This is a genomic window from Brachybacterium sp. AOP42-C2-15, from assembly GCF_052377065.1.
In the GTDB taxonomy this organism is placed as follows: domain Bacteria; phylum Actinomycetota; class Actinomycetes; order Actinomycetales; family Dermabacteraceae; genus Brachybacterium.
In genome coordinates this window covers 1-24,290 of sequence record NZ_JBQSWK010000026.1, presented here as the reverse complement: position 1 = coordinate 24,290, position 24,290 = coordinate 1, and the positions used below count along the sequence as shown (strand labels likewise).

General features: G+C 70.0%; 20 protein-coding genes. 11 read left to right on the top strand and 9 right to left on the bottom strand.

Going from position 1 to position 24,290, the window contains the following annotated elements:
• Positions 1-77 precede the first annotated feature (77 nt).
• Positions 78-587 carry a hypothetical protein gene (locus tag ACT3SQ_RS13755; RefSeq protein WP_441445200.1) on the top strand — a complete coding sequence of 170 codons (510 nt, stop codon included), beginning with the start codon at positions 78-80 and terminating at the stop codon, positions 585-587.
• A 39-nt stretch (positions 588-626) separates the two neighbouring features.
• Here ACT3SQ_RS13755 and ACT3SQ_RS13750 read toward each other — a convergent pair whose 3' ends face one another.
• Positions 627-1,484, bottom strand: coding sequence for a helix-turn-helix domain-containing protein (locus ACT3SQ_RS13750; protein ID WP_441445201.1), 858 nt, complete (start codon positions 1,482-1,484; stop codon positions 627-629).
• Between the two features lie 55 nt (positions 1,485-1,539).
• Between ACT3SQ_RS13750 and ACT3SQ_RS13745 the strand changes: the two genes are divergently transcribed.
• Positions 1,540-2,412: a phytanoyl-CoA dioxygenase family protein gene (locus ACT3SQ_RS13745; RefSeq protein WP_441445202.1), complete on the top strand. Its 873-nt coding sequence runs from the start codon at positions 1,540-1,542 to the stop codon at positions 2,410-2,412.
• A gap of 64 nt (positions 2,413-2,476) precedes the next feature.
• Here the strand turns inward: ACT3SQ_RS13745 and ACT3SQ_RS13740 are convergent, their stop codons facing one another.
• Entirely contained in the window at positions 2,477-4,072 is a 1,596-nt protein-coding gene (locus ACT3SQ_RS13740; RefSeq protein WP_444601209.1) for a DUF222 domain-containing protein, read from the bottom strand.
• A gap of 439 nt (positions 4,073-4,511) precedes the next feature.
• On the opposite strand from ACT3SQ_RS13740, the gene ACT3SQ_RS13735 reads away from it, so the two are divergent.
• A complete protein-coding gene (locus tag ACT3SQ_RS13735) occupies positions 4,512-5,003 on the top strand; it encodes a hypothetical protein (RefSeq protein ID WP_441445949.1) in 492 nt (163 codons plus the stop codon).
• 10 nt (positions 5,004-5,013) lie between these two features.
• On the opposite strand, the gene ACT3SQ_RS13730 is transcribed toward ACT3SQ_RS13735, so the two are convergent.
• From ACT3SQ_RS13730 to ACT3SQ_RS13720, 3 genes are all read right to left on the bottom strand, one after another.
• Entirely contained in the window at positions 5,014-5,547 is a 534-nt protein-coding gene (locus ACT3SQ_RS13730) for an AAA family ATPase (protein ID WP_441445948.1), read from the bottom strand.
• A 77-nt stretch (positions 5,548-5,624) separates the two neighbouring features.
• A complete protein-coding gene (locus tag ACT3SQ_RS13725; protein WP_441445947.1) occupies positions 5,625-7,166 on the bottom strand; it encodes a hypothetical protein in 1,542 nt (513 codons plus the stop codon).
• 74 nt (positions 7,167-7,240) lie between these two features.
• Complete coding sequence (locus tag ACT3SQ_RS13720; RefSeq protein WP_441445946.1) at positions 7,241-9,535, bottom strand: glycosyl hydrolase family 95 catalytic domain-containing protein; 2,295 nt, start codon at positions 9,533-9,535, stop codon at positions 7,241-7,243.
• A gap of 340 nt (positions 9,536-9,875) precedes the next feature.
• Here ACT3SQ_RS13720 and ACT3SQ_RS13715 point away from each other — a divergent pair, with 340 nt between their 5' ends.
• The 4 genes from ACT3SQ_RS13715 (at position 9,876) to ACT3SQ_RS13700 (ending at position 15,379) form a co-directional block, all read left to right on the top strand.
• A complete protein-coding gene (locus tag ACT3SQ_RS13715; RefSeq protein ID WP_441445945.1) occupies positions 9,876-11,030 on the top strand; it encodes a Gfo/Idh/MocA family protein in 1,155 nt (384 codons plus the stop codon).
• A 5-nt stretch (positions 11,031-11,035) separates the two neighbouring features.
• Positions 11,036-12,322 carry a DUF993 family protein gene (locus ACT3SQ_RS13710; RefSeq protein ID WP_441445944.1) on the top strand — a complete coding sequence of 429 codons (1,287 nt, stop codon included), beginning with the start codon at positions 11,036-11,038 and terminating at the stop codon, positions 12,320-12,322.
• Positions 12,319-13,200, top strand: a complete 882-nt coding sequence (locus ACT3SQ_RS13705; protein ID WP_441445943.1) for a sugar phosphate isomerase/epimerase family protein — start codon at positions 12,319-12,321, stop codon at positions 13,198-13,200. The genes ACT3SQ_RS13710 and ACT3SQ_RS13705 overlap by 4 nt, the downstream gene beginning before the upstream one ends.
• A 70-nt stretch (positions 13,201-13,270) precedes the next feature.
• Positions 13,271-15,379, top strand: coding sequence for a heparinase II/III domain-containing protein (locus ACT3SQ_RS13700; protein WP_444592412.1), 2,109 nt, complete (start codon positions 13,271-13,273; stop codon positions 15,377-15,379).
• 57 nt (positions 15,380-15,436) lie between these two features.
• On the opposite strand, the gene ACT3SQ_RS13695 is transcribed toward ACT3SQ_RS13700, so the two are convergent.
• Positions 15,437-16,549 carry a substrate-binding domain-containing protein gene (locus tag ACT3SQ_RS13695; RefSeq protein WP_441445941.1) on the bottom strand — a complete coding sequence of 371 codons (1,113 nt, stop codon included), beginning with the start codon at positions 16,547-16,549 and terminating at the stop codon, positions 15,437-15,439.
• 295 nt (positions 16,550-16,844) lie between these two features.
• Between ACT3SQ_RS13695 and ACT3SQ_RS13690 the strand changes: the two genes are divergently transcribed.
• From ACT3SQ_RS13690 to ACT3SQ_RS13675, 4 genes are all read left to right on the top strand, one after another.
• Positions 16,845-18,158: an ABC transporter substrate-binding protein gene (locus tag ACT3SQ_RS13690; RefSeq protein ID WP_441445940.1), complete on the top strand. Its 1,314-nt coding sequence runs from the start codon at positions 16,845-16,847 to the stop codon at positions 18,156-18,158.
• Positions 18,159-18,204: 46 nt separating this feature from the next.
• A complete protein-coding gene (locus ACT3SQ_RS13685) occupies positions 18,205-19,155 on the top strand; it encodes a carbohydrate ABC transporter permease (RefSeq protein ID WP_444601208.1) in 951 nt (316 codons plus the stop codon).
• Positions 19,156-19,158: 3 nt separating this feature from the next.
• Entirely contained in the window at positions 19,159-20,064 is a 906-nt protein-coding gene (locus tag ACT3SQ_RS13680) for a carbohydrate ABC transporter permease (protein WP_441445938.1), read from the top strand.
• A gap of 86 nt (positions 20,065-20,150) precedes the next feature.
• Positions 20,151-20,858 carry a hypothetical protein gene (locus ACT3SQ_RS13675; RefSeq protein ID WP_444502521.1) on the top strand — a complete coding sequence of 236 codons (708 nt, stop codon included), beginning with the start codon at positions 20,151-20,153 and terminating at the stop codon, positions 20,856-20,858.
• Positions 20,859-21,004: 146 nt separating this feature from the next.
• On the opposite strand, the gene ACT3SQ_RS13670 is transcribed toward ACT3SQ_RS13675, so the two are convergent.
• The 3 genes from ACT3SQ_RS13670 to ACT3SQ_RS13660 all read right to left on the bottom strand — a co-directional run bounded on the left by ACT3SQ_RS13670 (position 21,005) and on the right by ACT3SQ_RS13660 (position 23,997).
• Entirely contained in the window at positions 21,005-22,069 is a 1,065-nt protein-coding gene (locus ACT3SQ_RS13670) for a LacI family DNA-binding transcriptional regulator (RefSeq protein WP_441445936.1), read from the bottom strand.
• Between the two features lie 156 nt (positions 22,070-22,225).
• A complete protein-coding gene (locus ACT3SQ_RS13665) occupies positions 22,226-23,218 on the bottom strand; it encodes a hydroxyacid dehydrogenase (RefSeq protein WP_442332245.1) in 993 nt (330 codons plus the stop codon).
• Positions 23,215-23,997, bottom strand: coding sequence for a sugar phosphate isomerase/epimerase family protein (locus tag ACT3SQ_RS13660; RefSeq protein ID WP_444601207.1), 783 nt, complete (start codon positions 23,995-23,997; stop codon positions 23,215-23,217). Before ACT3SQ_RS13660 ends, ACT3SQ_RS13665 begins: the two co-directional genes overlap by 4 nt.
• Positions 23,998-24,290 lie beyond the last annotated feature (293 nt).

The following is a 24,290-nucleotide window of genomic DNA, read 5'->3' as shown; positions in this document are numbered from 1 at the left end:
TCGTCAGACTTCTTCCCAAGGCCCCTCCGGCCCGCCTCGCGGCGGCAGTCGGAGGGGCCTTCGGCGATACTGGGCGGATGACGGATCCAGCACTGCAGCTCCTGGTCGGCGGCCTCTCCCGTGAGGAGCTGCGGGGGCGGCTGGAGGCGTCGGCGGTCCAGCTCAATGCGCATGCTGAGGCCCTGCTCGTACACCCCTGCTTCGATGAGCGTGCACCGGAGAGCGTGACGGTCATCCAGCGCCGCGTGGCGGATCTCGGCCTCCCGGAGGGTGGCACTCTGCCAGCGGTCATCGCTGCGGCGCTGCGGCACGACCTCCGGCTCTGCCCGCCCGAGACGGGCCCGTATCTGCGGCTCGCGATGACCTCGCAATCCCAGGCGCCGGATTCCGTGCTCTCCGCGGGGCGCATCCCGACCGGAGCGCTGCATGTGGTCTCTGCTCCGCTGAGCGAGGACGTGGAGTTCCCGAAGGGCTTCTATCTGCGGGTGGTCGACGGAGTGGCGTGGCTGCGCGGTTTCCGCTGCGACGACGACTACGTCTGGCCGCCGGAGAGCGTGATCGCGCTCCGTGCGGCCGAAGAGCGCTGAGCGGCGCGTGACACGAGGGGCGCACGCTCCGGCCCGTGCTCAGCCGCGCCGGTGCGTCCGGTGGGCCGACGGGCTCATGCCGTGCTGGGCCCGGAACCGGCGCGAGAAGTACAGCGCGTCGCGGAACCCGACCCGGCGGGCCACGGTGGTGACGGGATCATCGGTCAGCTCCAGCAGGCGGGCGGCCAGCTCCATCCGCTGCGCCTCGACATAGCGGGTGAGGGGCGTGCCCACCTGCGCGGAGAACAAGTGCGCCAGACGTGACGGGGAGAGGTGGGCGACGTCCGCGAGCCGCGCCACGTCGAGCTGCTCAGCGAGATGGGCGTCGATGTGTTCGAGGACCCGCAGCACGCGCTCGTCGAGCTGGCGCCGGCGAGGGTTCTGGGTGTCATACCAGAGCAACGCCGCTTCGATCCCGTTCAGCGCGAACAGCTCCGGGCGGCCGACGGCGAGGCGCGCAGCGCGTGCCGCCCCGCGCAGCTGCTCGCGCACGCGATGGTCCACCTCCGTGCCCAGCCGGATGCAGCCAATCCCCGGAGCGGCGTCGGGCCAGTCCAGCAGCGCCAGCCAGGTCGCCGGCGGGTGCACATGGCAGAACAGCATGTCCCAGTGGCCGGCGACCAGATCGGTCCCGTAGTCGTGGACGGTGCCTGGGCGCAGCAGCACCCCGTCGCCGGGCGAGGTCGCGACCCGGGTGCCGTCGGCCGCGAGCACCAGACCGCCGCCACCCACGGTGTGCAGCAGCAGCCAGTCCTCGGTCCCCCGGGAGCGCCGCACGTGATAGCCGGTGTCCTGGGTGAGCTCCCCGGCCAGCACGCGTCCGAACTGGGGCGGCGGCAGCTCGAGGGCAGGCCCGCGCGGAGCCGATGCCCGAGATGGCGCAGCAGGATCGTCCATGTCTTCTCCCTTCGATCACCTGGTCCGCAGCAGTGCGTGGACTCAGACTGGCATCATGACGACCACTTCGGAAGCCCCCATCGGCCGCTCGACCCCTGCAGAGCCCACCGGACTCCAGGTCCTCGATGCAGAGGGCCTGGATCCGCGCCGGCTGGCTGATGCCTACGACCGCAACGGCGCGGTGCACCTGCGCGGCGTGCTCACTGCGGAGGAGATCGGCGAGCTGCGCGACAGCTTCACCACCCACATCGAGACCGATGGCAGCGGCGGGTCCTTCGGAGAGATCCCCGAGGGGGACCCGCTGCGTGCCTATCCGCGGATGATCCAGCCGCATCGGGCTGATCATCACCCGGGGCAGCTCGCCCGGCGCTGGCTGCTCGAGAAGCGGGTGATGGGGCGGGTGATCGAGGCAGTGGGCCCGGTATGGGCGGCGCAGTCGATGTTCTACTTCAAGCCGGCCGGTGCTCGCGGTCAGGCCATGCATCAGGACAACTACTTCCTACAGTCCCACCCGGAGACCTGCATCGCGGCCTGGATCGCGGTCGATGACTGCGATGCCGAGAACGGGGCGCTCGGCGTGGTGCCCGGAACCCACCGCTACGAGATCGAATGTCCTGAGGAAGCCGACGCCTCAGAATCGTTCACCACCATCACGGTGAGCATCCCCGCGCACCTTCGGGTCGAGCAGACGGAGATGAAGGCCGGCGACATGCTCATCTTCCACGGCAGCCTGGTGCACGGATCGAAGCCCAACACGAGCACCGACCGTTTCCGTCGTTCGCTGATCTTCCACTACATCCCCGAGGGCAGTCGGGAGGTGGCCGCCGCCTACCAGCCGCTGCTCGACGCTGCGGGTGATGAGGTGCGGATCGACGCCTCCGAGTACGGCGGGGAGTGCGGCGAGGGTTGGGTGGCGCGCAACCACTGAGCGCGGGTGGGCACGGGCACAGGCACGGGCGCAGGCACAGGCGCGGGCGGAGCCGAAGTTCCGGTCAGAAGGGTGGTTCGGGCTCGGGCTCGGGCTCGGGCTCGGGCTCGGGCTCGGGTTCGGTGTCCGGAGGCGTGCCGGGCAGCGGTGCCGGGTCGGTGTCCTGGAGGAGCCCGAGGCCGCGCGCTGCCTCCCAGGCGAGCATCTCCTCGTAGACATTCCAGGAGTGCTGGAGGGCTTTGGCGAGTACCGGCGTGAGCAGGTCGTAGTTCTGTCTCGCTCGGATGCGGGCCTGCCCGGCGATGACCCAGGTAGTGCTCCCATCCGGTTCTCGCACCGGATCGATGAGGCCGCGAGTCTTCATCTCATGGTGCTTCCAGCACAATCGATGAAGATTGTCGATCTCCGTCTGGCCGCCATTCTCGGGATTCTCGTGATCGTACTCTTCGATATGATCCGCTTCTCCCACGGTGCAGACATTTCTGGTGCATCCGGGGACGGCGCATACGGGATCGAGGAGGCGCAGATGCTCTTGCATCGAAGGCGTGGGCGAATATCGTGTGGGATGCAGTGGGAGGAAGGCGCCTTTGGCGGGTTCGGTGAGAATTCGGTACCAGGTGCTTTCGCCAGCCGCGAGGTGGCGGGCCATCGACGCGGGCAGCGGGATCGTTCCGTCGATCGTTCCGGGGGCCTCTGATTCGCCGAGCAGCGTCATTGCGGGGACGACGACGTTGAGCCGAAGTCGACTCCCCGGGACTTCGATGCCCCCGGTGTCGAGCATGGTGCGGGTGAGGATCGCATAGCGCAGGGCCGCGAGGGTCAGATGGTGGCCGTCGCGGGCGGCGTCGCCATCGATGTCGAAGGGGACGGGGCGACCTTCCTCGAGGGCATGGCGCTGGTCGTTCTGGACAGCACGCGCGGCGGCGTCGAGGCGGTGGGAGAGGGCGATGATCTCGTGGACAGGCCCGGTGATCCCGAGGCGGGCGGTGCCGTCATGCTCCGGATTCACCTCGAGGGCGACGTCGCGCTGCTCGGCAGGCGTGGACCGCACGGCAGTCGTGCCGAACCAGGCGATCAGCTTCCCGAGCTCCCGAGAGAACCGATCGCAGCTGATGTTCTCGAGATCCCAGTCCGCCACCCGCTCATCGACCTGCCAACACTGGTCGGAGGTGAGACGACGCACGCGGCGCAGCAGCTGCTCGAACCAGGCGACAGGGAGGTGTCCGGCTTCGAGGCGTGCGAGGGTGCGCGGGAGGGAGGTGACGGCGGTGCAGGCATCCCGGAGCAGCGACCGAGCCTGGTCCAGGGTGACTCGACGCGCATCGGCGACGAGGATCGCGTAGGTGTCTCCGTCGTCATCCGCGCCATCCGTGTCGTCCCAGAGCGTCGCAAGCTTGCGCAGTCGCTCTGCGTAGCCGCGGGCTTCCTCATGATGCGTGGCGAAGAGTTCCTGCGCCGCATGGACCTCGAGAGACCCTGGCTCGCACCAGGCGTGCGCGGCGAAGCCCTCCGGATCCAGCGGCTTACGGGCGCGGACCGGCGTGCGCGGGGGCTCCGTCTCTCGGGCGGGTTCGGAGGCTTCCTGCAAGGACTGGCCAGCTGCCTTCTTGCCGGAGGCGGCGGAGCCTCGGGGCGGCCGTGTTTCCATGGTGGAAGACATTCCCCGCCCCTTTCTCGGTCGTTCTTGCACGTTCGGAAGCTGTGCATCAAGCATCGCGTTCAACTTTCCTTCTCTTCTCAATATTTTACGCCAAGGGACGCCTTCCCGCTAGGGCCGGAGGCGCAATTGTGGATTTTGTGGATAACCCGGCAGTGTGGAGGAGAGATGACATTCGGAAATGCTGTCGTATGGCGGGAGGAAATGTGGATAACCCTGCTGTGGGGAGGAACGGTGAGGGCCGCGTGGCGGCACAGCTGGGGGAGGGGGCAGGCCGGGGGGCCCAGGTCGGTAGTGATCTGGATGGAGGGGCCAGGCCGACAGCGATCCGGATGGAGGAGCCAGGCCGGTAGTGATCCGGCCGGTAGCGATCCGGCGGGCCTCGACAGCTTGCCCCCAGCCCGCCCCAGCCGCCCCTCGCAGACGCGAGAGAATGGTCGACATGACCGACCATGTCGACTCCGGGCCCGCGAAGGGGACACCCCTTCGGGAGGATCTGCCCTTTCGTGTGATCGCCGGCGTCTGGGTGATCACGGGAGGGCTGGTCGCCGCGGTGACGGGCCCGCTCGCGCTCGAGCACGGTTCCTGGGCTGCGGCCTTCCAGGTGCTCGTCGGCGGTGTGTTGCAGGCAGGTCTCGGCGTGTCCCAGCACGCCCTCGCGGCGCGGCGTCCCTCGCCCGGCATGCTCCGGGCTGAGCTGCTGACCTGGAACCTGGGGTGCCTCGCGGTGATCGTCGGGACGATGCTCTCGTCGCCGTGGATCGTCGATGTCGGCGGGCTGCTGCTCGTGGTGACGATAGTGCTGATGATCCGTGCCGTCGGCCGCGGCGCGAAGGGCCCGGTCTGGGCGTCGTGGACCTATCGGGCGGTGCTCGTGCTGACCGTGGTGAGCATCCCGATCGGTCTGCTCCTCGCGCACCTGCGGGCCGGCTGAGCAGGAGAGGTCAGCACTGGTCCCAGGCGAGCACCGCGTCGACGAGCCGAGTTCCGGGCAGGGCGCTGTCCAGACGCAGCAGCGGCTTCTCCAGGGACTCGAGCCACGCTTCATGGCCTCCCCGGCTGCGCCCGGTGAAGGACGGATCGTCGTAGCTGCGAGCCCAGTTCCGGAACTCCTCCCAGGCAGCGGGATCGAAGCTCTGTCCCGCTCGCCGGACTGCTTCGCGGGTCTCGAGCCTGCGCAGGCGCTCCTCCGGATCAAGAGTCAGGAACACGACGGCATCGCACTGTGCCACGACGCTCTCCCCCCAGCCGAGCAGCGAGCCGGACAGCACCCACGCCTCACGCGGCACGAAGATGGCCTCCATGAGAGCAATCCGATCTGCTGCGGGCCGCTTCCGGGTGTAGGGCGGGCTGGACGGGAGCCAGAAGTAGTCATCCGCATCGGCATGGGGCACAGCCCAGCGATCGGCCAGGGCGCGCGCGAGCGTCGTCGTCCCGGAGCCGCTGGCTCCCATGATGAGGATCCTGGAACGCTGCATGCTTCTATTCTCGGGCCCGGACGCGCCCTATCGCACCCTTCACCCTATGGCGCCGCGTGCCGCTCACCGGTACACGCTCACTGGTACGAGACGAACCAGGGCCGGGGCTCGACCTCGTAGGTCTGCTCCGGAGTGAACATGGGGGAGTCCTCGTCGTAGAAGTTCTTCCACGCCATGAAGATCCCCTCCGGCAGATCCCGTTGCAGGGCCCGCCAGGTCTCGAGCTTGTCCCCGGGCGCCCCATGGCCGTCGGCATGCAGGGTGATCGCCAGCTCCGGGTGGGAGGTGTCGATGTCCTGCCGGTCGCTGATCATGGACAGGCTGAACTGGTGGAGGATCAGGAGCTTCTGCGGGAGGCTGTGCTCGGCAGTGAGGGCGGCCAGCCACTCGGCGACCTCGTTGACCTCGGCCGCGGAGACCGATCCGATCTGTGCGAGGTGCTTCTGTCCGGCTTCGAGCCGCCATTCCGCATCCAGCGCCAGGCCCACGTGAGGTGCGGTCAGCAAGTCCTCGTAGAGACGCGCCTGGGTGAGGAAGTCCGTCGTGCCGGGCTGCAGGTCCAGCACCACATAGACCCCGGCCTCGCCGGCTGCCTCGACCCATTCGCGCAGCAGCTCGGGATCTCGCTCGGTGGAGTAGTCGCCATCCCCGCCCGGCTCCGAGGAGGCCATGGTGGTGATGATCTCGAAGGCCGGGATCACCGGCTCCCCGGTGAGGCCCGCGTATTCCGCGGCGAGTTCCTGGATCCGCGTGATCGCCTCCGGCATCTCCTGCTCGCCGAGGATTCCGAGCGAGGGGACGCCGGGGGAGCCGTAGGCGGCGATCATCCGCCGGTCTGGGAAAGCGGTGTGGCCGCCGCCCGGCAGCTGCGGGGTGCGGAGCGTCCGTTCGAGGGCGGCGGGCCAGTCGTCGGCCGCGCCGAAGCTCGCCCCGAGTGCGAGCACGCCGGTGGCCGGATCCTCGCCCGCCGCCTCCGCGACCGCCGCGATCGTCTCGCTGCTGCGGCCGAGCACCCCGCCGGGGATCTCGGCGAGGCTGCCGCCGACGGCTTGGATGACGGCCGATGCGAGGACCTGGGTGGGAAGTGCTGCCTCGGGGTCCACGAGCAGGGTCACCGCGACGCTCGGCCCGGACCTGCTGAGCTCGGGCAGATCCGGGTCATCCTGCGCCGCGGGATCGTCCTCGACGATCTCCAACCCGTCATCGAGCGCGCTGAGGTCCGTGCCGCTCGCGGTCACCACGGCGACGGCCCCGAGCCGAGAGATCTCCTCCCTGACGCCCTGGCCGGTGCCGACCAGCAGCGGCATGCCGGTGGAGGCGCTCACGGGAGCGAGTGCTGCGAGAGTCTGCGGGGTCGCGACCACGACCGCATTGGCTGCCGCGAACAGGGCGGAGCTGAGGGCGAGCGCGGTCTGGACGAGATCCTCGCCGGGCAGCACGGTCGAGGCGGGGGCGGCGTCGACGACGTCGATGCGGAGCTGCCCGTCCTCCTCGTCGGTGCAGGCGCCGAGGGTCCCGGTCATCGCGAGCGCCGTGAGTCCGACGACCCCCGCGAACCCTCGACGGCTCAGCACCGCCCGACCGCGCAGCACCGCTCGACCCTGTCCTCGTGCCTTCACAGCATCACGCACCTTCTGTCGACAGCAGGCTCGCGGTCCTTCCCTCGCCGGGATCCGCAGCCGGCGCCATGGTGTCAGACTTCCGCGACCTCAGACGTCCGCGGGCTGTGCAGGGCGGCGGCATTGAGCTCCACCGGCTCCATCCCGGTCAACCGGACGCTCACCACCCGGTTCCCGCAGCGCACCCGGTGCGTGCCGAGCGCTCCCGGGCCCGTCGCCTGCAGCTGGACAGAGGTGAGAGCGCCGTCGCTCCACGCCATGTCCACCGCGACACCGGGGCGGGCGAGCAGCCCGCGCACGGACCCGTCGGCCATCACCGGTGGCAGCGCCGGGAGCAGCTCGATCTCCCTGCGATGGCTCTGCAGCAGGCATTCGGCGAGGGCTGCGACGATGCCGAGGTTCCCGTCGATCTGGAACGGCGGATGGGCGGAGAACAGGTTCGGGTAGAGGCCGCTGCGCTCGCCGTCGGCGGTCTCGGCGGGGCGCAGGTACAGCTCGAGCAGGGCCTGCACCCGATCTCCTCGATGCAGGCGTGCCCAGAGGCAGGCCTTCCACACCAGGGACCAGCCGGTGGCGTCGTCTCCGCGGGCTTCGAGGGAGCGGGCCACGGCCTGCTCCGTCCGCGAATCGACCGGGCCGTTGCCGGGGTAGAGGAAGCCCAGGTGGGAGACGTGCCGGTGATGCGGTTCGGCCTCGGCGAGACCATCGCGATGCCACTCGAGCAGACGGCCGTCGGCCCCGATCCTCGGGCCCGGCACCAGCGCGAGCGCCGAGGCTGTGCGCTGCACCACCGGATCCTGCTCCTGGCCCAGCAGCGCCGCGGCCTCCAGCAGGTGCTGGGCGCACTCGTGCAGCAGCCATCGGTCCATCCCGGTGCCCTCGCTGAGGCTGACCGCGGCGCCACCGGGCGTGGCCCCGTCGGTGAGCCAGAGATTCTCCGGCGAGGTCGAGGGGAAGGTGGCCAGATGGCCGTCGGCGCTCTCATGGAGCAGGCAGAGTGCGAAGGAGACCGCCTCTTTGAGCGCCGGGAAGCGGTCGCGGGCGATCTCGACCGCGTCGCGTCCGCTGAAGCTCGCCAGGGAGTCCAGCTCCCGTTCGAGCCATAGCCCGCCCATCGGCCAGGTCGACCAGGAGGGCTCGCCCCGCACCGGATCGGTGTACCCCCAGGGATCGGAATTGTGGTGCACCGTCCAGCCGTCGGCCCCGTAGAGCCGGCGCGCGGTCTCCTGCCCGGCGGTGCGCAGCATCGCCACGTACTGCTCGAGCGCCGCGGCGGCCTCCGGCACCTGGGCGACGCCGGCCGCCCAGTGATTCATCTCGAGATTGATGTTCACCGTGTAGTTCGAGGACCACGGTGCCTCGAGGCGCGCGTTCCACAAGCCCTGCAGGTTCGCGGGCGGGAGCCCGGGTCGTGAGGCGGAGGCCAGCAGATGGCGGCCGTAGGCGAAGCTGGTGGCGAGCAGCTCCGCCTCGGGGGAGCCGCTCAGCTCGAGCGCGACCTCGCCGGCGCCCGGCAGCGGGGTGGCGCGATGGCGCCGGTGCAGCTCGTCCTCACCGCGGGCGAGAGCCGACTCCGCCTGTGCCGACGCCTCGTCGATGGCCTCCTGCACGTCTCTGTCCGGAGCCTGCCCGAGGCCCTGCCAGGTGGTGGCCACTGCGCAGACCAACAGCAGGCGCTCGTGCTGCACCTGCCAGCGCACCACGACCGCCGCACGGCTGGCCCCGGCGCTCTCCCAGGCGACCTCCTGCTCGCGTCGGAACTGCCCGGCGGGGATGTCCGACGGGGCGCGCAGCAGGATCGTGAGCCCGTCGGCGCTGGCCTCGCGACGCTCCTCGACCAGGGGAGAGGTGAACTCGAGGGACGGGACTGCGCCGTCGGGGCAGGGTGCGGTGTGGACGAGGACCTCGTCGGCCCGGCTGATGAAGCTCAGCTGCTCCCCGGACTCGCCCAGCACCCGGTGCTCGGCGTGCTCGAGGTCCAGGATCCGCTCCGCCAGAACAGCGGGCACGGCAGCGGGAGAGCCGGCCTCCCCGATGCCCTCGAAACGCACGCACAGGTCGCCGACCGGCAGATATGCCTGCGACCATGACGCACCCAGGTGCTCGATCTCCTGCTGGGCCGCGGGCACGTCGCCGTTCTCGAACAGGGCACGGGAACGGGCCAGGGCCGCTCCGGCCTCGCGGCGGCCGGTGCGGTGCGGAGCATCCGTCTGGGGCCCGCCGGACCACAGGGTGGATTCGTTGAGCGAGAACCGGGCGGCATCGGGATCGCCCCAGATCATCGCGCCGAGGCGCCCGTTGCCCAGGGGGAGAGCTTCGAGCCAGCGCTCGGCGGGGCCCTGGCGGTGGAGGGCGAGGGGAGAGGTCACGGAGGGTGCCTTTCATGGGGCGCGGGATGAGCTGGGCCTGCCCACCCGATGCGCCGTCGTCGACCGCATCCCCGGAGAGACCGCTGTACCGATGTTCCTACGGGCACTGCTGCGAGCGGAGCCACTCCTTGCCCGATGTTGCCGCCTCGCAGGGCTCCGCGGCGGGCTCCGGGCAGGGATGCCCAGGTGGGGCGCCCAGGTGGCAGCGGGGTGGGGCGGGGCGCGCGAGCGCAGGCAAGGGCTTGCCCAGTGGTCGACACCATGATCTAATGGACGAAAGGAAAGCGGTTGCCGTCGGGCATCGAAGCTCGCGGGCCACGGGACACCAGGGAGCAGCAGCATGGCTACACGCAGGATCGGGATCATTGTCAACGGCGCCACGGGGCGGATGGGCTATCGCCAGCACCTGGTGCGGTCCCTGCTCGCCATCCAGGAGCAGGGTGGCGTGGAGCTCGCTGACGGCGACCGCCTCCTGCCGGACCTGCTACTGGTCGGGCGCAACGAGGAGAAGCTGCGCGGAGTGGCCGAGAAGCACGGCCTGACGAAGTGGACGACCGACGTCGATGAGGCGCTCGCGAACCCCGACTATGAGGTCTACTTCGACGCGCTGGTGACGAACCTGCGGGTCGCGAACCTCAAGAAGGCGATCGCCGCCGGCAAGGCGATCTACACCGAGAAGCCCACGGCGGAGTCCTTCGAGGACGCGCTCGAGCTCGCGACACTCGCCAAGGAGCACGGCACCGTCAACGGCGTCGTCCACGACAAGCTCTACCTGCCCGGCCTGCTCAAGCTGCGCCGCCTGATCGACTCCGGCTTCTTCGGCGAGATCCTCTCCGTGCGCGGCGAGTTCGGCTACTGGGTCTACGAGGGGGACTGGCAGCAGGCGCAGCGCCCCTCCTGGAACTACCGCAGCGAGGACGGCGGCGGCATCGTCGCGGACATGTTCCCCCACTGGAACTACGTCATCGAGGAGCTGTTCGGCCGCATCGAGGACGTCTACGCCCAGACCGCCACCCACATCGGGAAGCGCTGGGATGAGAAGGGCCAGGAGTACGTCGCGACCGCCGACGACGCGGCCTACGGCGTCTTCCGCCTCGAGGGCGGCACCGTGGTGCAGATGAACTCCAGCTGGGATGTGCGCGTCCACCGCGATGAGCTCGTCGAGTTCCAGGTCGACGGCACGAAGGGCAGCGCCGTCGTCGGCCTGCACGGCGCGCGCATCCAGCCGCGCGAGGCGACCCCGAAGCCCGTGTGGAACCCCGATGTCAAGGACGGCCACGACTACCGGGCCGACTGGATCGAGGTGCCGGACAACGAGCAGTTCGACAACGGCTTCAAGGTGCAGTGGGAGGACTTCCTGCGCCACTATGTTGAGGGTCGCGAGTACCCCTTCGACTTCCTCTCGGGCGCTCGGGGCGTGCGCCTCGCCGAGGCCGGGCTCACCAGCTCCGCCGAGGGTCGTCGGATCGCGCTCGACCCGCTGACGGAGGTGTGAGCGCCGTGAGTGACCTGCAGCTGACACTGCTGGATGAGGGCGGTGCGCTGCGCTCGATACCGCTCGCCGGCGCGCCCGCCTTCGCCACGCCGACCGCGCCGCTGCGCTCCCGCGTGGTCTATGCGGCGGTGCACGTGGTCCCGCAGGTGCACGGGGACAACACCCCCGGCGCCCCGGCGGACATCGACTGGGATGCCACGCTCGCCTTCCGCCGCACGATGTGGTCCCGCGGGCTCGGGGTGGCCGACGCGATGGACACCGCCCAGCGCAACATGGGCCTGGATCCGGTCGCGACCCGCGAGCTCATCACTCGCACGGCCGACGCCGCCCGCGCCGCGCTCGCGGATCCGGAGATCTCCGCCGTGTTCCCGGCCGGTGCGACAGTGAGCGATCTGGTGGTCGCCGGGGTCAACACCGACCAGCGCAGCGAGCATGAGCTCAGCCTGGACGAGATCACCGAGGCCTATATCGAACAGCTTCGCGCCACCGAGGCCACCGGCGCCGGCGCTGTGCTGATGGCCAGCCGCCACCTCGCGCGCGCCGCGACGACCGCGGCCGAGTACGAGGACGTCTACCGCCGGGTGCTCGACGCGGCCACCGCACCTGTCGTGCTGCACTGGCTGGGCACCGTGTTCGATCCGCAGCTCGAGGGCTACTTCGGCAGTTCGACGAGCGCGGACGCTGCAGAGACGATGCTGCGCATCATCGAGGCGGATCCCGCGAAGATCCGCGGGGTGAAGATGAGCCTGCTGGATGACGCCGCAGAGATCGCGGTGCGCGAGCGGCTCCCCGAGGGCGTGCGGATGCTCACCGGGGACGACTTCCACTTCTCCCACCTCATCGTGGGCGACGGCACCTTCACCGCCGATACCGGGGGAGAGCAGGTGCTCGGGAAGTACTCCGACGCTTTGCTGGGTGCCTTCGCCGCGACCGCTCCCGCCGCGTCCGCCGCAGTGCAGGCGCTGGATGCGGGCGATCCAGCCGAGGCCTCGCGGATCCTGGACGCCTCAGAGGAGCTGGGCCGCCACATCTTCTCCGCCCCCACCCCCCACTACAAGACCGGGGTCGCCTTCCTGGCCTGGCTCAACGGCCACCAGCAGGCGTTCGTCATGGTGGGCGGCATGCACTCGGCCCGCAGCCTCCCGCACCTCTCGCGCACCATCGAGCTCGCCGCCACCACCGGCAATCTTGAGCAACCTGCGCTGGCCGCCGAACGCTGGCACGGCATGCTGCGCCAGGCCGGCTACGAGATCGCGGCCGATGGAACCACCTCGAACGGAGATGCCGCATGACCACCTCACCCTCCCTTACCTCGCCCTCCGCGCGGCTCGGCACCGGGACCCCGCGCCTGTCCCTGAATCGCTGGAGCTTCCGCACCACCCCGCTCCAGGACTTCCTCGAGGCCACGACCGCCCGGGGGATCGACGCGGTGGGTCTGTGGCGCCAGGACGTCGCGGAGGTCGGGCTGGATGCCCTGCGGCGCCGGGTCGACGATGCGGGGCTGCGCGTGAGCAGCCTGTGCCGCGGCGGCTTCCTCACCGCCTCCGCCGAGGTCGACAGGGAGGCGGCGCTGACGGACAACCGTCGCGCGATCGACGAGACCGCCACACTCGGAGCGCCCACCCTGGTGCTCGTCGTCGGCGGAGTGGACAAGGCGGACAAGGACATCATCGGCGCCCGGACCCGGGTCACCGAGGCCGTCGCCGAGCTCGCCCCCTATGCCGCCGAGCGCGGGGTGACGCTGTCCATCGAACCGCTGCACCCGATGTTCGCCGCGGACCGCGCCGTGGTCTCCACCATCGACCAGGCCCTCGACATCGCTGAAGCGTCCGGCAGCGCGGCCGCAGGTGTCGTCGTGGACACTTATCACGTGTGGTGGGATCCGTATCTCGAGCGCGCCATCCAGCGTGCCGCGGCAGCGGATCGCCTGTTCAGCTACCAGGTGTGCGACTGGAACCTGCCGCTGGCCGCGGAGCCGCTGAACTCCCGCGGCTACATGGGCGACGGCTTCATCGACTTCCCGTCGATCACCCGCATGATCAAGGCCGCCGGCTACACCGGCGACATCGAGGTCGAGATCTTCAACGAGGACGTCTGGGCCACCCCGGCCGACGAGTCCGCGAAGATCATCGCCGAGCGCTTCGAACAGCTGGTGCTGCCTTTCGCCTGACGACGAACTGCGAGGAACGAGCGGGAGGAGTCGGGCAATCGGATGGAGCCTTGAGCTGAGGGACCGAATCGTGGAGATGACATCGCCGCTGCGCACTGCGTGGGGACTCGAGGTCGATGCTGAGGATGAGCATGGCGTCGGCCCGGAGGCAGCTGCTCGCGCCGTCCTGCCCATCAAGCTGTCCCGGGCTCTCGATGGGGCGCGGGAACGGATCCCCCTTCCCGCCCGACCTTCCGTGCAGCTGCGGGAGGCGATGACCGCCCCGGCGCTCGCGTCCGCCGCGGATCCGCTGCCCTTCCCGCTGCTGAGCCGGTACACGCGGTTCTGGCGCGAGGGCGTGCGCACCGACTATGAGGACGAGGTGCGCCGGCTCGGCATCATGACCGGGGAGGCCGTGCTCGCCGCCCTCGCCACGGGGGAGGCCCGCTGGGTCGACCGGGCGGCCGACGGGCTGATGCTGCTGTGCGAGCTCTCGACCTGGTGCTGGGTCGCCCACGAACAGGCGCATGACCTGCGGGGATGGGTGGTCCCGGATCCGGAGGCGCCGATCGTTGATCTGGGCGCGGCACAGACCCTCCAGGTGATCGCCTGGGCGGATCTTGCCCTGGGGGAGGAGCTCGACGAGCGCGTGCCGGGGCTGCGGCAGCGGCTGCGATGGGAGGCGCGGCGGCGCGTGTTCGACCCCTACCTGGCGCGTCGCGACTGGCATTGGCTGCATGGGGCGGCGCACAACTGGACCGGGTGGATCCATCAGCATCTGCTCACCGCTGCCCTCTTCCTGCTCGAGGAGGAGTCGGACCGCGGGACCCGCGATGCCGTCCTCGCCCTCTCGATCGCTCAGCTGGACCGCTACCTCGCCTCCTTCCCGGCCGACGGGGGGATCGATGAGGGGTTCTCCTACTTCTGGAACGGCGCCTCGCGGCTGCTGGAAGCCATCGACCTGCTGATCACCGCCTCCGGAGGCACCCTGAGCCGGGACGCGGTGACAGGAATCGACGTCATCGCCCGGTTGCTGCGCTATCCGCAGGGCATGGACCTCGGTGGGGGCTGGTTCGTCAACGTCGCCGACGGCCCGGCCCGGCCTCCCGCCGACGAGCTGCCCTGGGACGTGCTGCACCGCTGGGGCCGACACCTCGGCGCGGACGACGTGGTCGCCCAGGCCCTCGCCCATCGCGGCGACCGTCCGATCCCGCGGGTGCAGCCCCAGCTCGGCCTCGGGCGGGTGCTGACCGCCCTCGGCGACAAGCACTGGGCGGCTGCCGACAGCGCCGGAGCTCGACCGCCGTACCCTGCCCGGACCTGGCTGCCAGAGGTCCAGCTGCTGGTGGCGCGGGAACGCGAGGGTGATCCCTCCGGGCTCGCGCTCGCCGCCAAGGGCGGTCACAACGACGAGGCCCACAACCACCTCGACGTGGGCTCCTACCTGGTCGCTCTCGATGGCGCCCCGGTGCTGATCGACCTCGGCCAGCCCACCTACACCGCGCTGACCTTCACCGATCGCCGCTATGAGATCTGGACCATGACCAGCTCCTGGCACAACCTGCCCGAGATCCGGGGGCACCAGCAGGGCGTCGGCCCCGAGTACCGCGCCCGCGAGGTGACCGCACGACTGAGCCGATCGGCGCAGGGCCTGTCGGGGACGGGCTCCTCAGCGTCGGGCTCCTCGACTCCCGACGACCAGAATCGCGGGGCGACCTCGACGCTCGAGCTCGAGCTCGCGGCGGCGTATCCGGTGGAGGCCGGGCTGCGCTCCTACCGCCGGAGCATCTCCCTGGACCGAGGGGCCGGGCCGGGCGCCGAGCCGGGCGCCGTGGCAGGTGCCGTGGTGCGGATCGAGGACACCTGGCTCCTGGATCCCGTCGGCCCCGCCGAGCGCGCGTCCGCCCCGGACGCCCCTGCCGTCCCTGCCGTTCCTGACGTGGTGCTGAACCACGTGATCGCCGGCGACCCGATCGACCACCGCCCCGGCCTGCTGCTGGTGCGTGCTCCGTCCGGGGCGCTCGCCGAGATCCGTTGGGCCCCCGCGCTCGGCAGCGGGACGCTCGAGCGCCGGGAGATCGGGGACCCGTTGCTCGCCGCCTCCTGGGGAGCAGCGGTGCACCGCCTGCGCCTGACCGTTGCTGATGCCGGGACGGCGACGGTCACGGTGCGCTCCGCCGGGAGCGATGCGCCGCGGTGACGGTCCGCCTCAGTGAGGTGCGACGTCAGTGAGGTGAGACGTCCGTGACGTGAGGCGTCAGCGACCGATCGCCGGTCTCGGGGCCGCGGTCGAGGATCGGGTGCGCAGGGAGGGGAGGAGCTCGACCCGTTCGATCGGACAGTCGGGCTGGCGCAGCCGACCCAGTGCGAGCAGCACCGCGCGCTCACCGAGGGCCTGTTTGGGAGGGGCCACCGCCGTCAGCGGAGGATGCGCCAGCTCGGAGAGCTCGTCGTCATACGAGACGATCGAGAGGTCGTGGGGCACCGACCAGCCGCGCCGCTGAGCATGCTGGAGCACGAGCAGGGCGGCTTCGTCGGAATGGATCAGTGCGGCCGTCGTCCCCTGTTCCCGGCACCGGTCCAGGAACGCATCAATCGCCTCGAACGGGGAGTTCCCGTGGGTGTCGATGGTGCCGGTGTGGGTGTGCCGTGCATCGAATCCGAGCTCGGTCGAGGCGCGCTCGAACCCCTGCTCGAGGAGGGGCCGGGTCGGGCTGAAGGGGTCGCACAGCATCGTCACGCGCTCGTGCCCGAGCTCCCGGAGGTGGCGGAGCGCCATGGCGGCACCGCTGGCGTGATCCGTGCGCACGGAGTCGAAGCTGCGCCCGTGCACGCTGAAGGCGTGCATGCTCCGTTCGGCGAGGACCACCGGGAGCTGGACGCCCTGCAGGCGTTCGAGGAGTCGCTCGCTGGCCGCACCGGAGCGCAGGTCAGGGGCGAGGATCAGGGCATCGATGCTGGGATCCGCGGTGAGCTGGTCGAGCACCGCCAGGTTGTCCTCTGCGCTGGCGGACGATGCCTGGACCAGCAGCCTGGCCCCATGCTCCGAGGCGGCGTGACGGGCACCGCTGACGATCGTGGGCCAGTAGTACTGCAGGGACGGGGCGACGATCGCGAGGGTGGCCTGGGTGGCATATTCAGCGGGTCCAGCGGCGTCACCGAGTGGGCTCGCCGGGGTCCCGGCGGTGCGCCGGGCTCCACCGTGGACCTGCTCGATGAGCTGTTCCTGCGCGAGCCGGGCCAGGTCACGCCGCACGGTGATCGGGGAGACCCCGAGGTCCTCGGCGAGGGTGGTGACCCGCACCTCTCCGTCGCGGGCGACCCGCTCGAGGATCGCGAACCGTCTGCTGTCCGGGAGTGCAGTGCTCATCGGTTCAGTCCTCCTTCGGCGCCTGTGGGGGCCACGGTGCCACACCGGCGGTGTGGTGATCATAAAAGAACATAATGGATCATAAGGAATAAGGAAAGCGCTTGACAGCACAGAAGTGATCCTGTTGACTCTGGGCCAGATCGCACCGCGGGCTCTGATGGATCGAGAGTCGCTGCGCCCCGCCGAGGTCGGCGGTGCCGGAGGCGGTGCCGCAGCACCTTCGATCCCTGCACGCCCGAGGCGGAGACTTCACCGTTGGAGCCGGTGCCCCGGGCATCACTGGAAGGACAGACCGATGACGTTCACCCCTACTCGCCGTTCCCTGCTCGCCGCAGCCGCGGTCGCCGCCCCTGTCGCAGCGCTCAGCGCCTGTGGAGGGGGAGGCGGCGACGCCCGCAATGCGGACGGCAAGATCGAGCTGACGATGGCCGGCTGGTCGATCGACTCCACCCCGGAGTTCACCGTTCTCAAGGAAGGATTCGAGGCGGTCAACAGCGATGTCGTCGTGGTGATCAAGGAATACAGCGCCGACGACTACGAGACCCAGCTGACCACCGACCTGTCCGCAGAGTCCGCGCCCGACGTGTTCCCGGTCAAGAACCTCCAGCCGTACCACTACCTCATGAGCAACGGCGCTCTCGCCGACGTCTCCTCCCTCGCCGAGTCCCTGTCCGGGGACGGGAACATCAACCTCGAGCACCTCACCGTCGACGACGGTGTCTTCGCCCTGCCGTACCGGCAGGACTCCTGGGTGATCTACTACAACAAGGAGCTGTTCGACGCGGCCGGCGTCTCCCACCCCGACGGCACCTGGACCTGGGATGACTACGCCGAGGCCGCACAGCAGCTGACCGAGGGTCTGGCGGGTACCGACACCCCCGCCAAGGGCACCTACCACCACACCTGGAAGTCCGTCGTGCAGGGATTCGCTCTCGCGCAGACGGAGGGCGCGGAGCTCAGCTCCGGGGATCTCGGCTTCTTCGCGCCGTACTACGAGCGCGCGCTGGCGATGCAGGACGCAGGCTCCACCGAGACCTTCTCGACCGCGCAGTCCCAGTCCCTCGCGTACCAGGCGCAGTTCGGCACCCAGAAGGCGGCGATGACGCTGATGGGCTCCTGGTACATCGCCACCCTGCTGGCCCAGCGCGAGAGCGGGGACGCGGACGTCTTCGACTGGGGACTGGCACCGGTACCGCAGCTCGACTCCTCGACGGTGGAGAACCCGGTCACCTTCGGCGACCCCACCTCCCTCGCGATCAACGCCGCCCTGACCGGGGAGAAGCTCGAGGCCGCCCAGTCGTTCCTCGAATACGTGGTCTCGGAGGAATGCTCCCAGGCTCTTGCCGGAATCGGCATCACCCCCTCGTACTTCTCCGACGCCGTGGTCGAGACGATCTTCGGCCTCGAGGGCATGCCGGAGGATGAAGGATCCAAGGCGGCCTTCCAGAACAACGACACCCGGCCCGAGAACCCCGTCGGCGAGTTCACCAACGACATCCAGACCATCCTCGAGGACACCCACTCGGAGATCCTCACCGGCTCCACGCCGGTCGATGAGGCGCTGACCGCGGTCGAGGAGCAGCTCGCGAACGAGGGCCTGGTCGGCTGATGGCGGACACGACGCGCGCAGGACTCGCCCCGCGGGAGGTGAACACATGTCCACGCTGACCGCAGATCCTGCCGCTGACCGGAGGGATCCACCCGGCCAGCGCCACGGGCAGCGCCGACGCCAGAGCGCGATTCGACGCCGCCGGACCCTCTCGGGCTGGACCTTCATCCTGCCCAACTTCCTCGGCTTCGGGCTGCTCACCCTGGGGCCCGTGCTCGCGCTGTTCTACATCGCCTTCACGAAGTGGACCGCCTTCGGGTCGCCGCAGTTCACGGGCCTGGACAACGCCCGGCGGTTGATCGGCGACAAGACCTTCTGGACGGCGCTGCTGAACACGCTGTACTACGCCGGCGTGCACATCCCGGTCACGCTCGTGCTCTCGCTCGGGCTCGCGATGCTGCTCAACCAGAAGCAGCGTGGCCGCGCGTTCTACCGATCTGCCGCCTTCTTCCCCTACTTCACCTCGATCGTCGCGGTGGCGCAGGTCTGGAACATGCTGTTCTCCCCGGAGTTCGGGCCGATCAACCAGTTCCTGCGGTTCATCGGCCTGGAGAACCCTCCGGACTGGTTCACCTCGAGCACCTGGGCGATGCCGGCGGTGATCGTCGTGAGCATCTGGCGCGAGACCGGCTACTACATGCTGCTGTTCCTGGCCGGGCTCCAGGCGGTCCCGCCGGAGCTGCACGAGGCAGCGAAGATGGACGGCGCCAACTGGCTCCAGCGCCTGTGGAACGTCACCATCCCGAGCCTGAGACCGACGACCTTCTTCGTCACGGTGATGCTCACCATCGGCAGCTTCAAGGTGCTCGACCTGATCCTCGTGATGACCAACGGCGGCCCGGGAACCTCGACGCTCGTGCTCTCGCAGTACATCTACCGCATGGGCTTCGAGCGGAACGACTTCGGCTATGCCTCGGCGGTGTCTCTCGTCCTCTTCGGACTGTGCATGGTCGTGACCATCACCCAGTTCATCTACAACCGCAGAAAGGAGCGGTGAGCCATGAGCACGATCGACGCCCCGGCGCCCACCTCCGCCGGCACCTCAGCTGCCGACCGGGCCCCGCTCCGCACCAAGCCCGACCGCCCGCTGCGCCGGTTCGCGCGGCTGCTGCGCTACGTGATGCTCGGCCTCGCCTCGGTGCTGGTCCTGCTCCCGTTCGCCTGGATGGTGCTGTCCTCCCTCAAACGCAACAACGAGGTGTTCACCGCCCCGATCACCTGGTTCCCCGAGGAGTGGCAGTGGCACAACTACCTCGACATCTGGACCAAGGCGGACATGTCGACCTGGCTGATGAACACCATCATCTTGTCGGTGGCTGTGATGACTCTGCAGGTGGTGACCGGATCGTTCGCCGCCTACGGCTTCAGCAGGATCCGCTTCCCGGGCCGCGACATCCTCTTCCTGGTCTACATCGGCACGATCGCTGTGCCGTGGCAGGCGTACATGATCCCGCAGTTCAAGATGCTGTCCGCGATGGGACTCTCCGACACCCGCCTTTCGATCATCCTGCTGCAGGCCTTCGGCGCCTTCGGAGTGTTCCTGATGAAGCAGTTCTACGACACGATCCCGGAGGAGCTCTCTGAATCAGCCCGGATCGACGGGGTCTCCGAGTTCGGGATCTACTGGCGGATCATGCTGCCGCTGTCCGTGCCGTCGATCGCGGCGCTCGCGATCATCACCTTCACCAACACCTGGAACGACTACATGGGCCCGCTGATCTACCTGCGCAGCCCCGACCTGTGGACGATCCAGCTCGGCCTGAAGACCTTCATCGGCCAGTACAACGCGGACTACGCCGCGATCATGACCGGCTCCGTGCTGTCCGTGCTGCCCATTGCGATCGTCTTCGCGATCGGCCAGAAGCACTTCGTGCAGGGCATCGCGACCTCCGGGCTCAAGGGGTGAGCGGCATCCGCACGATGCAGCGACGCTCTGGCTCCAGGCGGCCCGACGCACCGCCGGCCAGCAATCATGCGGCACAGACCTGGTCGATGATCGCGGGATTCCTGTTCGGGGCGCTGCGGCTGAACGCGGCGCTGATGCTCGGGGCGCTGCCCCTGGTGCTGCTCTGCGTGCTGGCAGCGAACCCGCTCTCCGCGACGCCGGCGCTGATCCTGGCGCTGTATCTGGCGATGCCGATCATCACCGTCGGCTTCTGCGTTTTCCGGGACGCTCCGGTGTTCCACGTCAGCCAGGGGCCGGGCGACGGGCCCGGCGGCGAGGCGCAGGACGGCCCGCACTCCTGGTGGGACGGCTGCTCCGAACAGGAGATGCTGCGCCCGATGCTGCGGGTGCTGCGCACCACGGCACCGAAGGTGCTGCGCTCCACGGCCCTGCCGATGGCGGCGACTTTGGTACTGGTGGTCGATGCGCAATGGGTGCTCGGGCAGAGCTGGGGGCTGATGGCCGCGCCCGCACTGCTGATCGCGGCGCTGCTCAGCCTGATGATGGCCTTCGGGGTCTGCGCACTGGTCAGCGACAGAGCGGACGCCGGGCCCCTGGTGCTCGCCCGTACGGCGGGCTACGCCATGCTGCGGAGCTTCCCGCTCACGCTGCTCAGCCTGCTGGTCCTGGGGATCGGGCTGCTCGGGCTGATCTGGCAGCCGATCCTGTGCTGGGCGCTGGCGTCCTCGCTGGTCCTCTACGTGGTGTGGGCCAACACGCGTTGGTCGATCAAGCCCGCGCTGCGCACGTCCTGATGCGCCGCGGCTCCCGCCCGCCTTTCCCGCGCATGCTCACGGAGGTGCGGTGCGCAGCACGTCAGGCCTGAACAGGTGCGCACAGACCGCACGACCTGCTTCGAGGGCGAGCTTCGTCGTCTCGTCACCGGGACGCGGTCGGCCGCTCAGCCGGCGACAGCACCCAGCGCCGTGGACTCGCACAGCAGCACGTCGCCGCGCACACGCACCTCGTGGGGGTGGTCCGCGGGAGGGGCGTCCTTCGCCGCTGCCGGCTCGAGCGCCCACTCCACGGCCTGCCGCGCCATCTCGGCCAGCGGCAGCGCGATGGTGGTGAGGATCGGGTTGGCGTCGGCCGCCCCGGGGACTCCGCCGAAGCCGGCGACCGCGACCTGCCCGGGCACGTCCACGCCGCGGCGGCGCAGCTCGCCGAGCGCGCCGAGGGCCATGACGTCCGCCGGGGCGAAGACGCACAGCGGCGAGTCCGCGGGGCCGGGCGAGGAGAGCAGGTGGTCGTGGATCCGTTCGGCGAGCTGATAGCCGCCGTCGCGGGTGAGGTCCGCAGCGGTGCTGAGCTCCGGCTCGATGCCGGCCTCGGTGAGCGCGGCGACGAAGCCGCCGGTGCGGTCCCCGGCCGACGGGATCCCGGCGATGCCCTCGACCACCGCGAACCGTCGATGTCCCTCGACGACCAGGGCAGTGGCCAGCTCATGGGACGCTGCGGCGTTGTCCGTCACGATGGTGCGGCCCACGCCCAGCGACTGGCCCAGGCCCACCACCTTGCCGCCGTTGCGCTCGAAGCCCTGGAGCAGATTGCCGATGGCGGCGTCGGACTCGGTGCCGTAGCGGTGCGAGCCCACCAGCACCAGCGCATCGACCTGCTGGGCGAGCAGGGAGCGCAGCGCCCGGATCTCGGTGTCGATCTCACGGTCGGTCTGGGTGAGCAGCACCTGCGACTGGGAGGCGAACACCTGCTGCTGGACCTCGCGGGCGATGGTCGAGAAGTAGGGGTCGGCGATGTCGTGCACCACCAGACCGATCAGGCCCGAGCGGGAGCGGGCGAGCGCCTGCGCCTGGGCGTTGGCGACATAGCCGAGCTTCTCGGCGGAGGCCTTCACCTTGTCGGCGACGGCCTTCCCCGGCACGCGGGTGGAGCCGTTGAGCACACGAGAGGCGGTGGCCAGGGAGACCCCGGCGTCCTGGGCGACGTCGCTGAGGCGCACGGCGGGCATCTGGACTCCTTCTGCTGAGGGTCTGTCATGGGCTGGAGGGGGACTGGGAAACGCTGTCCCCGAATCGGACAAGCATAACGACGCCACACACCGCCCGATGGTCTGCAGCTGTGGATGGTGATGGTGAGATTCCCCGGGTGGTGCCAGACGGAGCTGTCAGGCGGAGACATCCCGGCGGGAGGCGTCGACTGGATATCGCGGTGGCTCCCCGGCGCCGAGACGCCGGATCTCCTCGAGTGCCGCCTCGCCCATCCGGCGCAGCTCATTGCCCTGCGAGCCGGCGATGTGGGGCGTGATCGCAGCCAGCGGGGCGTCCCAGAGCGGGTCGTCATCGGCGAGGTCGTCGTGCACGTCGAGTACCGCGGCGAGGCGCCCGGAGACCACCTCGTCGCGCAGCGCGTCCAGATCCACCAGCGCGGGCCGTGCGGTGTTGAGGAAGGTGGCGCCGTCCCGCATCAGCGCGAGCAGCTCGCGGCTGACCATGCCCTGGGTGGAGGGGACATCCGGGGCATGGAGGCTCACCACATCGCTGCGGGAGTACAGCTCCTCCGGCTCCACCTTTGTCGCGCCGAGCGCGGAGATGGTCGCGGCATCGACGAAGGGGTCGGTGATGAGCACCTCGAGGTCGAAAGGTCGCAGGTGTTCAGCCACCAGCACGCCGATGCGCGAGGCGCCGATGAGGCCGACGACGGCGCCGTAGTTGCCGATCTCGGAGGCAGAACGGGCCGCCGGGCGTGGCGCACGATCGCCCCGGTAGCGGTGCTCCTGAGCGAGGGAACGCTTCCCCGCCAGCAGGATCTGGGCAAGGGTGAACTCCGCGACCGGCACCGCATTCACCTCGGTCGCCGAGGTGACCACCACATCGCCTCTCTCCCAGACGGCATCGGTGACGACATGACGCACCGTCCCGGCGGTGTGGACGATCGCCCGCAGTCGCGGCAGGCGGGCGAGGGCCGCGGCGTCGACGGGGCGCGAGCCCCAGCCGGTGATCAGCACCTCCACCTCCGCCAGCACCGCATCGGGGGCGTCGGCGAGGTCGGGGACGGCGCGCGCGGTGTCGATCTCGGCCAACTCGCGCAGCCGCGCCAGCTGGGCGGCGTCGAACATCCGCTGCGGCAGGCTCACGGGCATCGCCAGCAGCGCCCTCATCGTGCGGCCGCCTCTCCGGCCTCGATCAGATGGCGCAGGGAGTCCGCCTCACGGCGCAGCAGGGAGGGATCATCCGCTGGGACGAATTCGAGCAGCGCATCGCGGTCGGAGCCCTCCGCAGCGAGGATCGCGAACGCGTCCCGCCACAGCTCGGCGCGCTGGGAGAGCGGCAGGCGCTCATTCGTGGGCCACCACGAGAACACGTGGATCGTGGAGGTGCGAGGGAGCACCTCGCGGAGCGTCTCGAGCGCCTCCGGGGTGGCCATCCCCTGGTGGGGCTGCCAGTACGAGAGCACGGTGGCGCGATCGATCTCCCCGAGCAGGCGCAGGGTCGAGCCGATCTCATCGGTCAGCGTGCGGCCGTGGAACTCGAGGCCGACGTCGATGCCGTGCTCCGCCGCGCGGTCGGCGAACTCCTGGATGTGACGGGCGATCAGGGCACGCCCCTCGGCGGGGACGTCGGCGGAGCCGGTGCGACCCGCCCAGACCCGGATCCGTGGAGCGCCGAGCTCCCGGGCGGCGGCGATCACCGCGTCGCCCTCGGCGCGGATCTCGTCCTCGGATCCTTCGAAGCGCAGGTAGGAGCCGTAGGAGGCCACGGCAAGCGCCGCCTGCTCGGTGAGCTCCCGGGCGCGCTGGGCCGCAGCGGCGTCGCCGGGTGGGACGTGGGCGTCTCCGGCCCATTCAATGCACTCGAGCCCGGCGGTCTGGGCATGGCCGATGACGGTCTCGACGTCGAGGTCTCGGAAGGTGACGGAGCAGAGTCCGGGGCGGATCATGGGCCCTCCTGGGCGACACCGAGGGTGAGGGGGCGGTGCCTTCAACCCCGTGTGGAAAGCGGTTACAGGATCACGATAGGTTAACAGGGCGGCGGGTCCCGAACTATGACAGGTCGGGCCCTGGGGAGACGGCCGCGGTGCGAGCAGGTCACCGGGATGTTCTGAGGGGGAAGGTATGGCAACAGGTCCACGCCAGAGTCAACGGAGACCCAATGTGCTGCTCCTGGTCACCGACGACCAGGGGGCCTGGGCGCTGGGGTCTCGGATGCCTGAGCTCCACACGCCGACCCTGG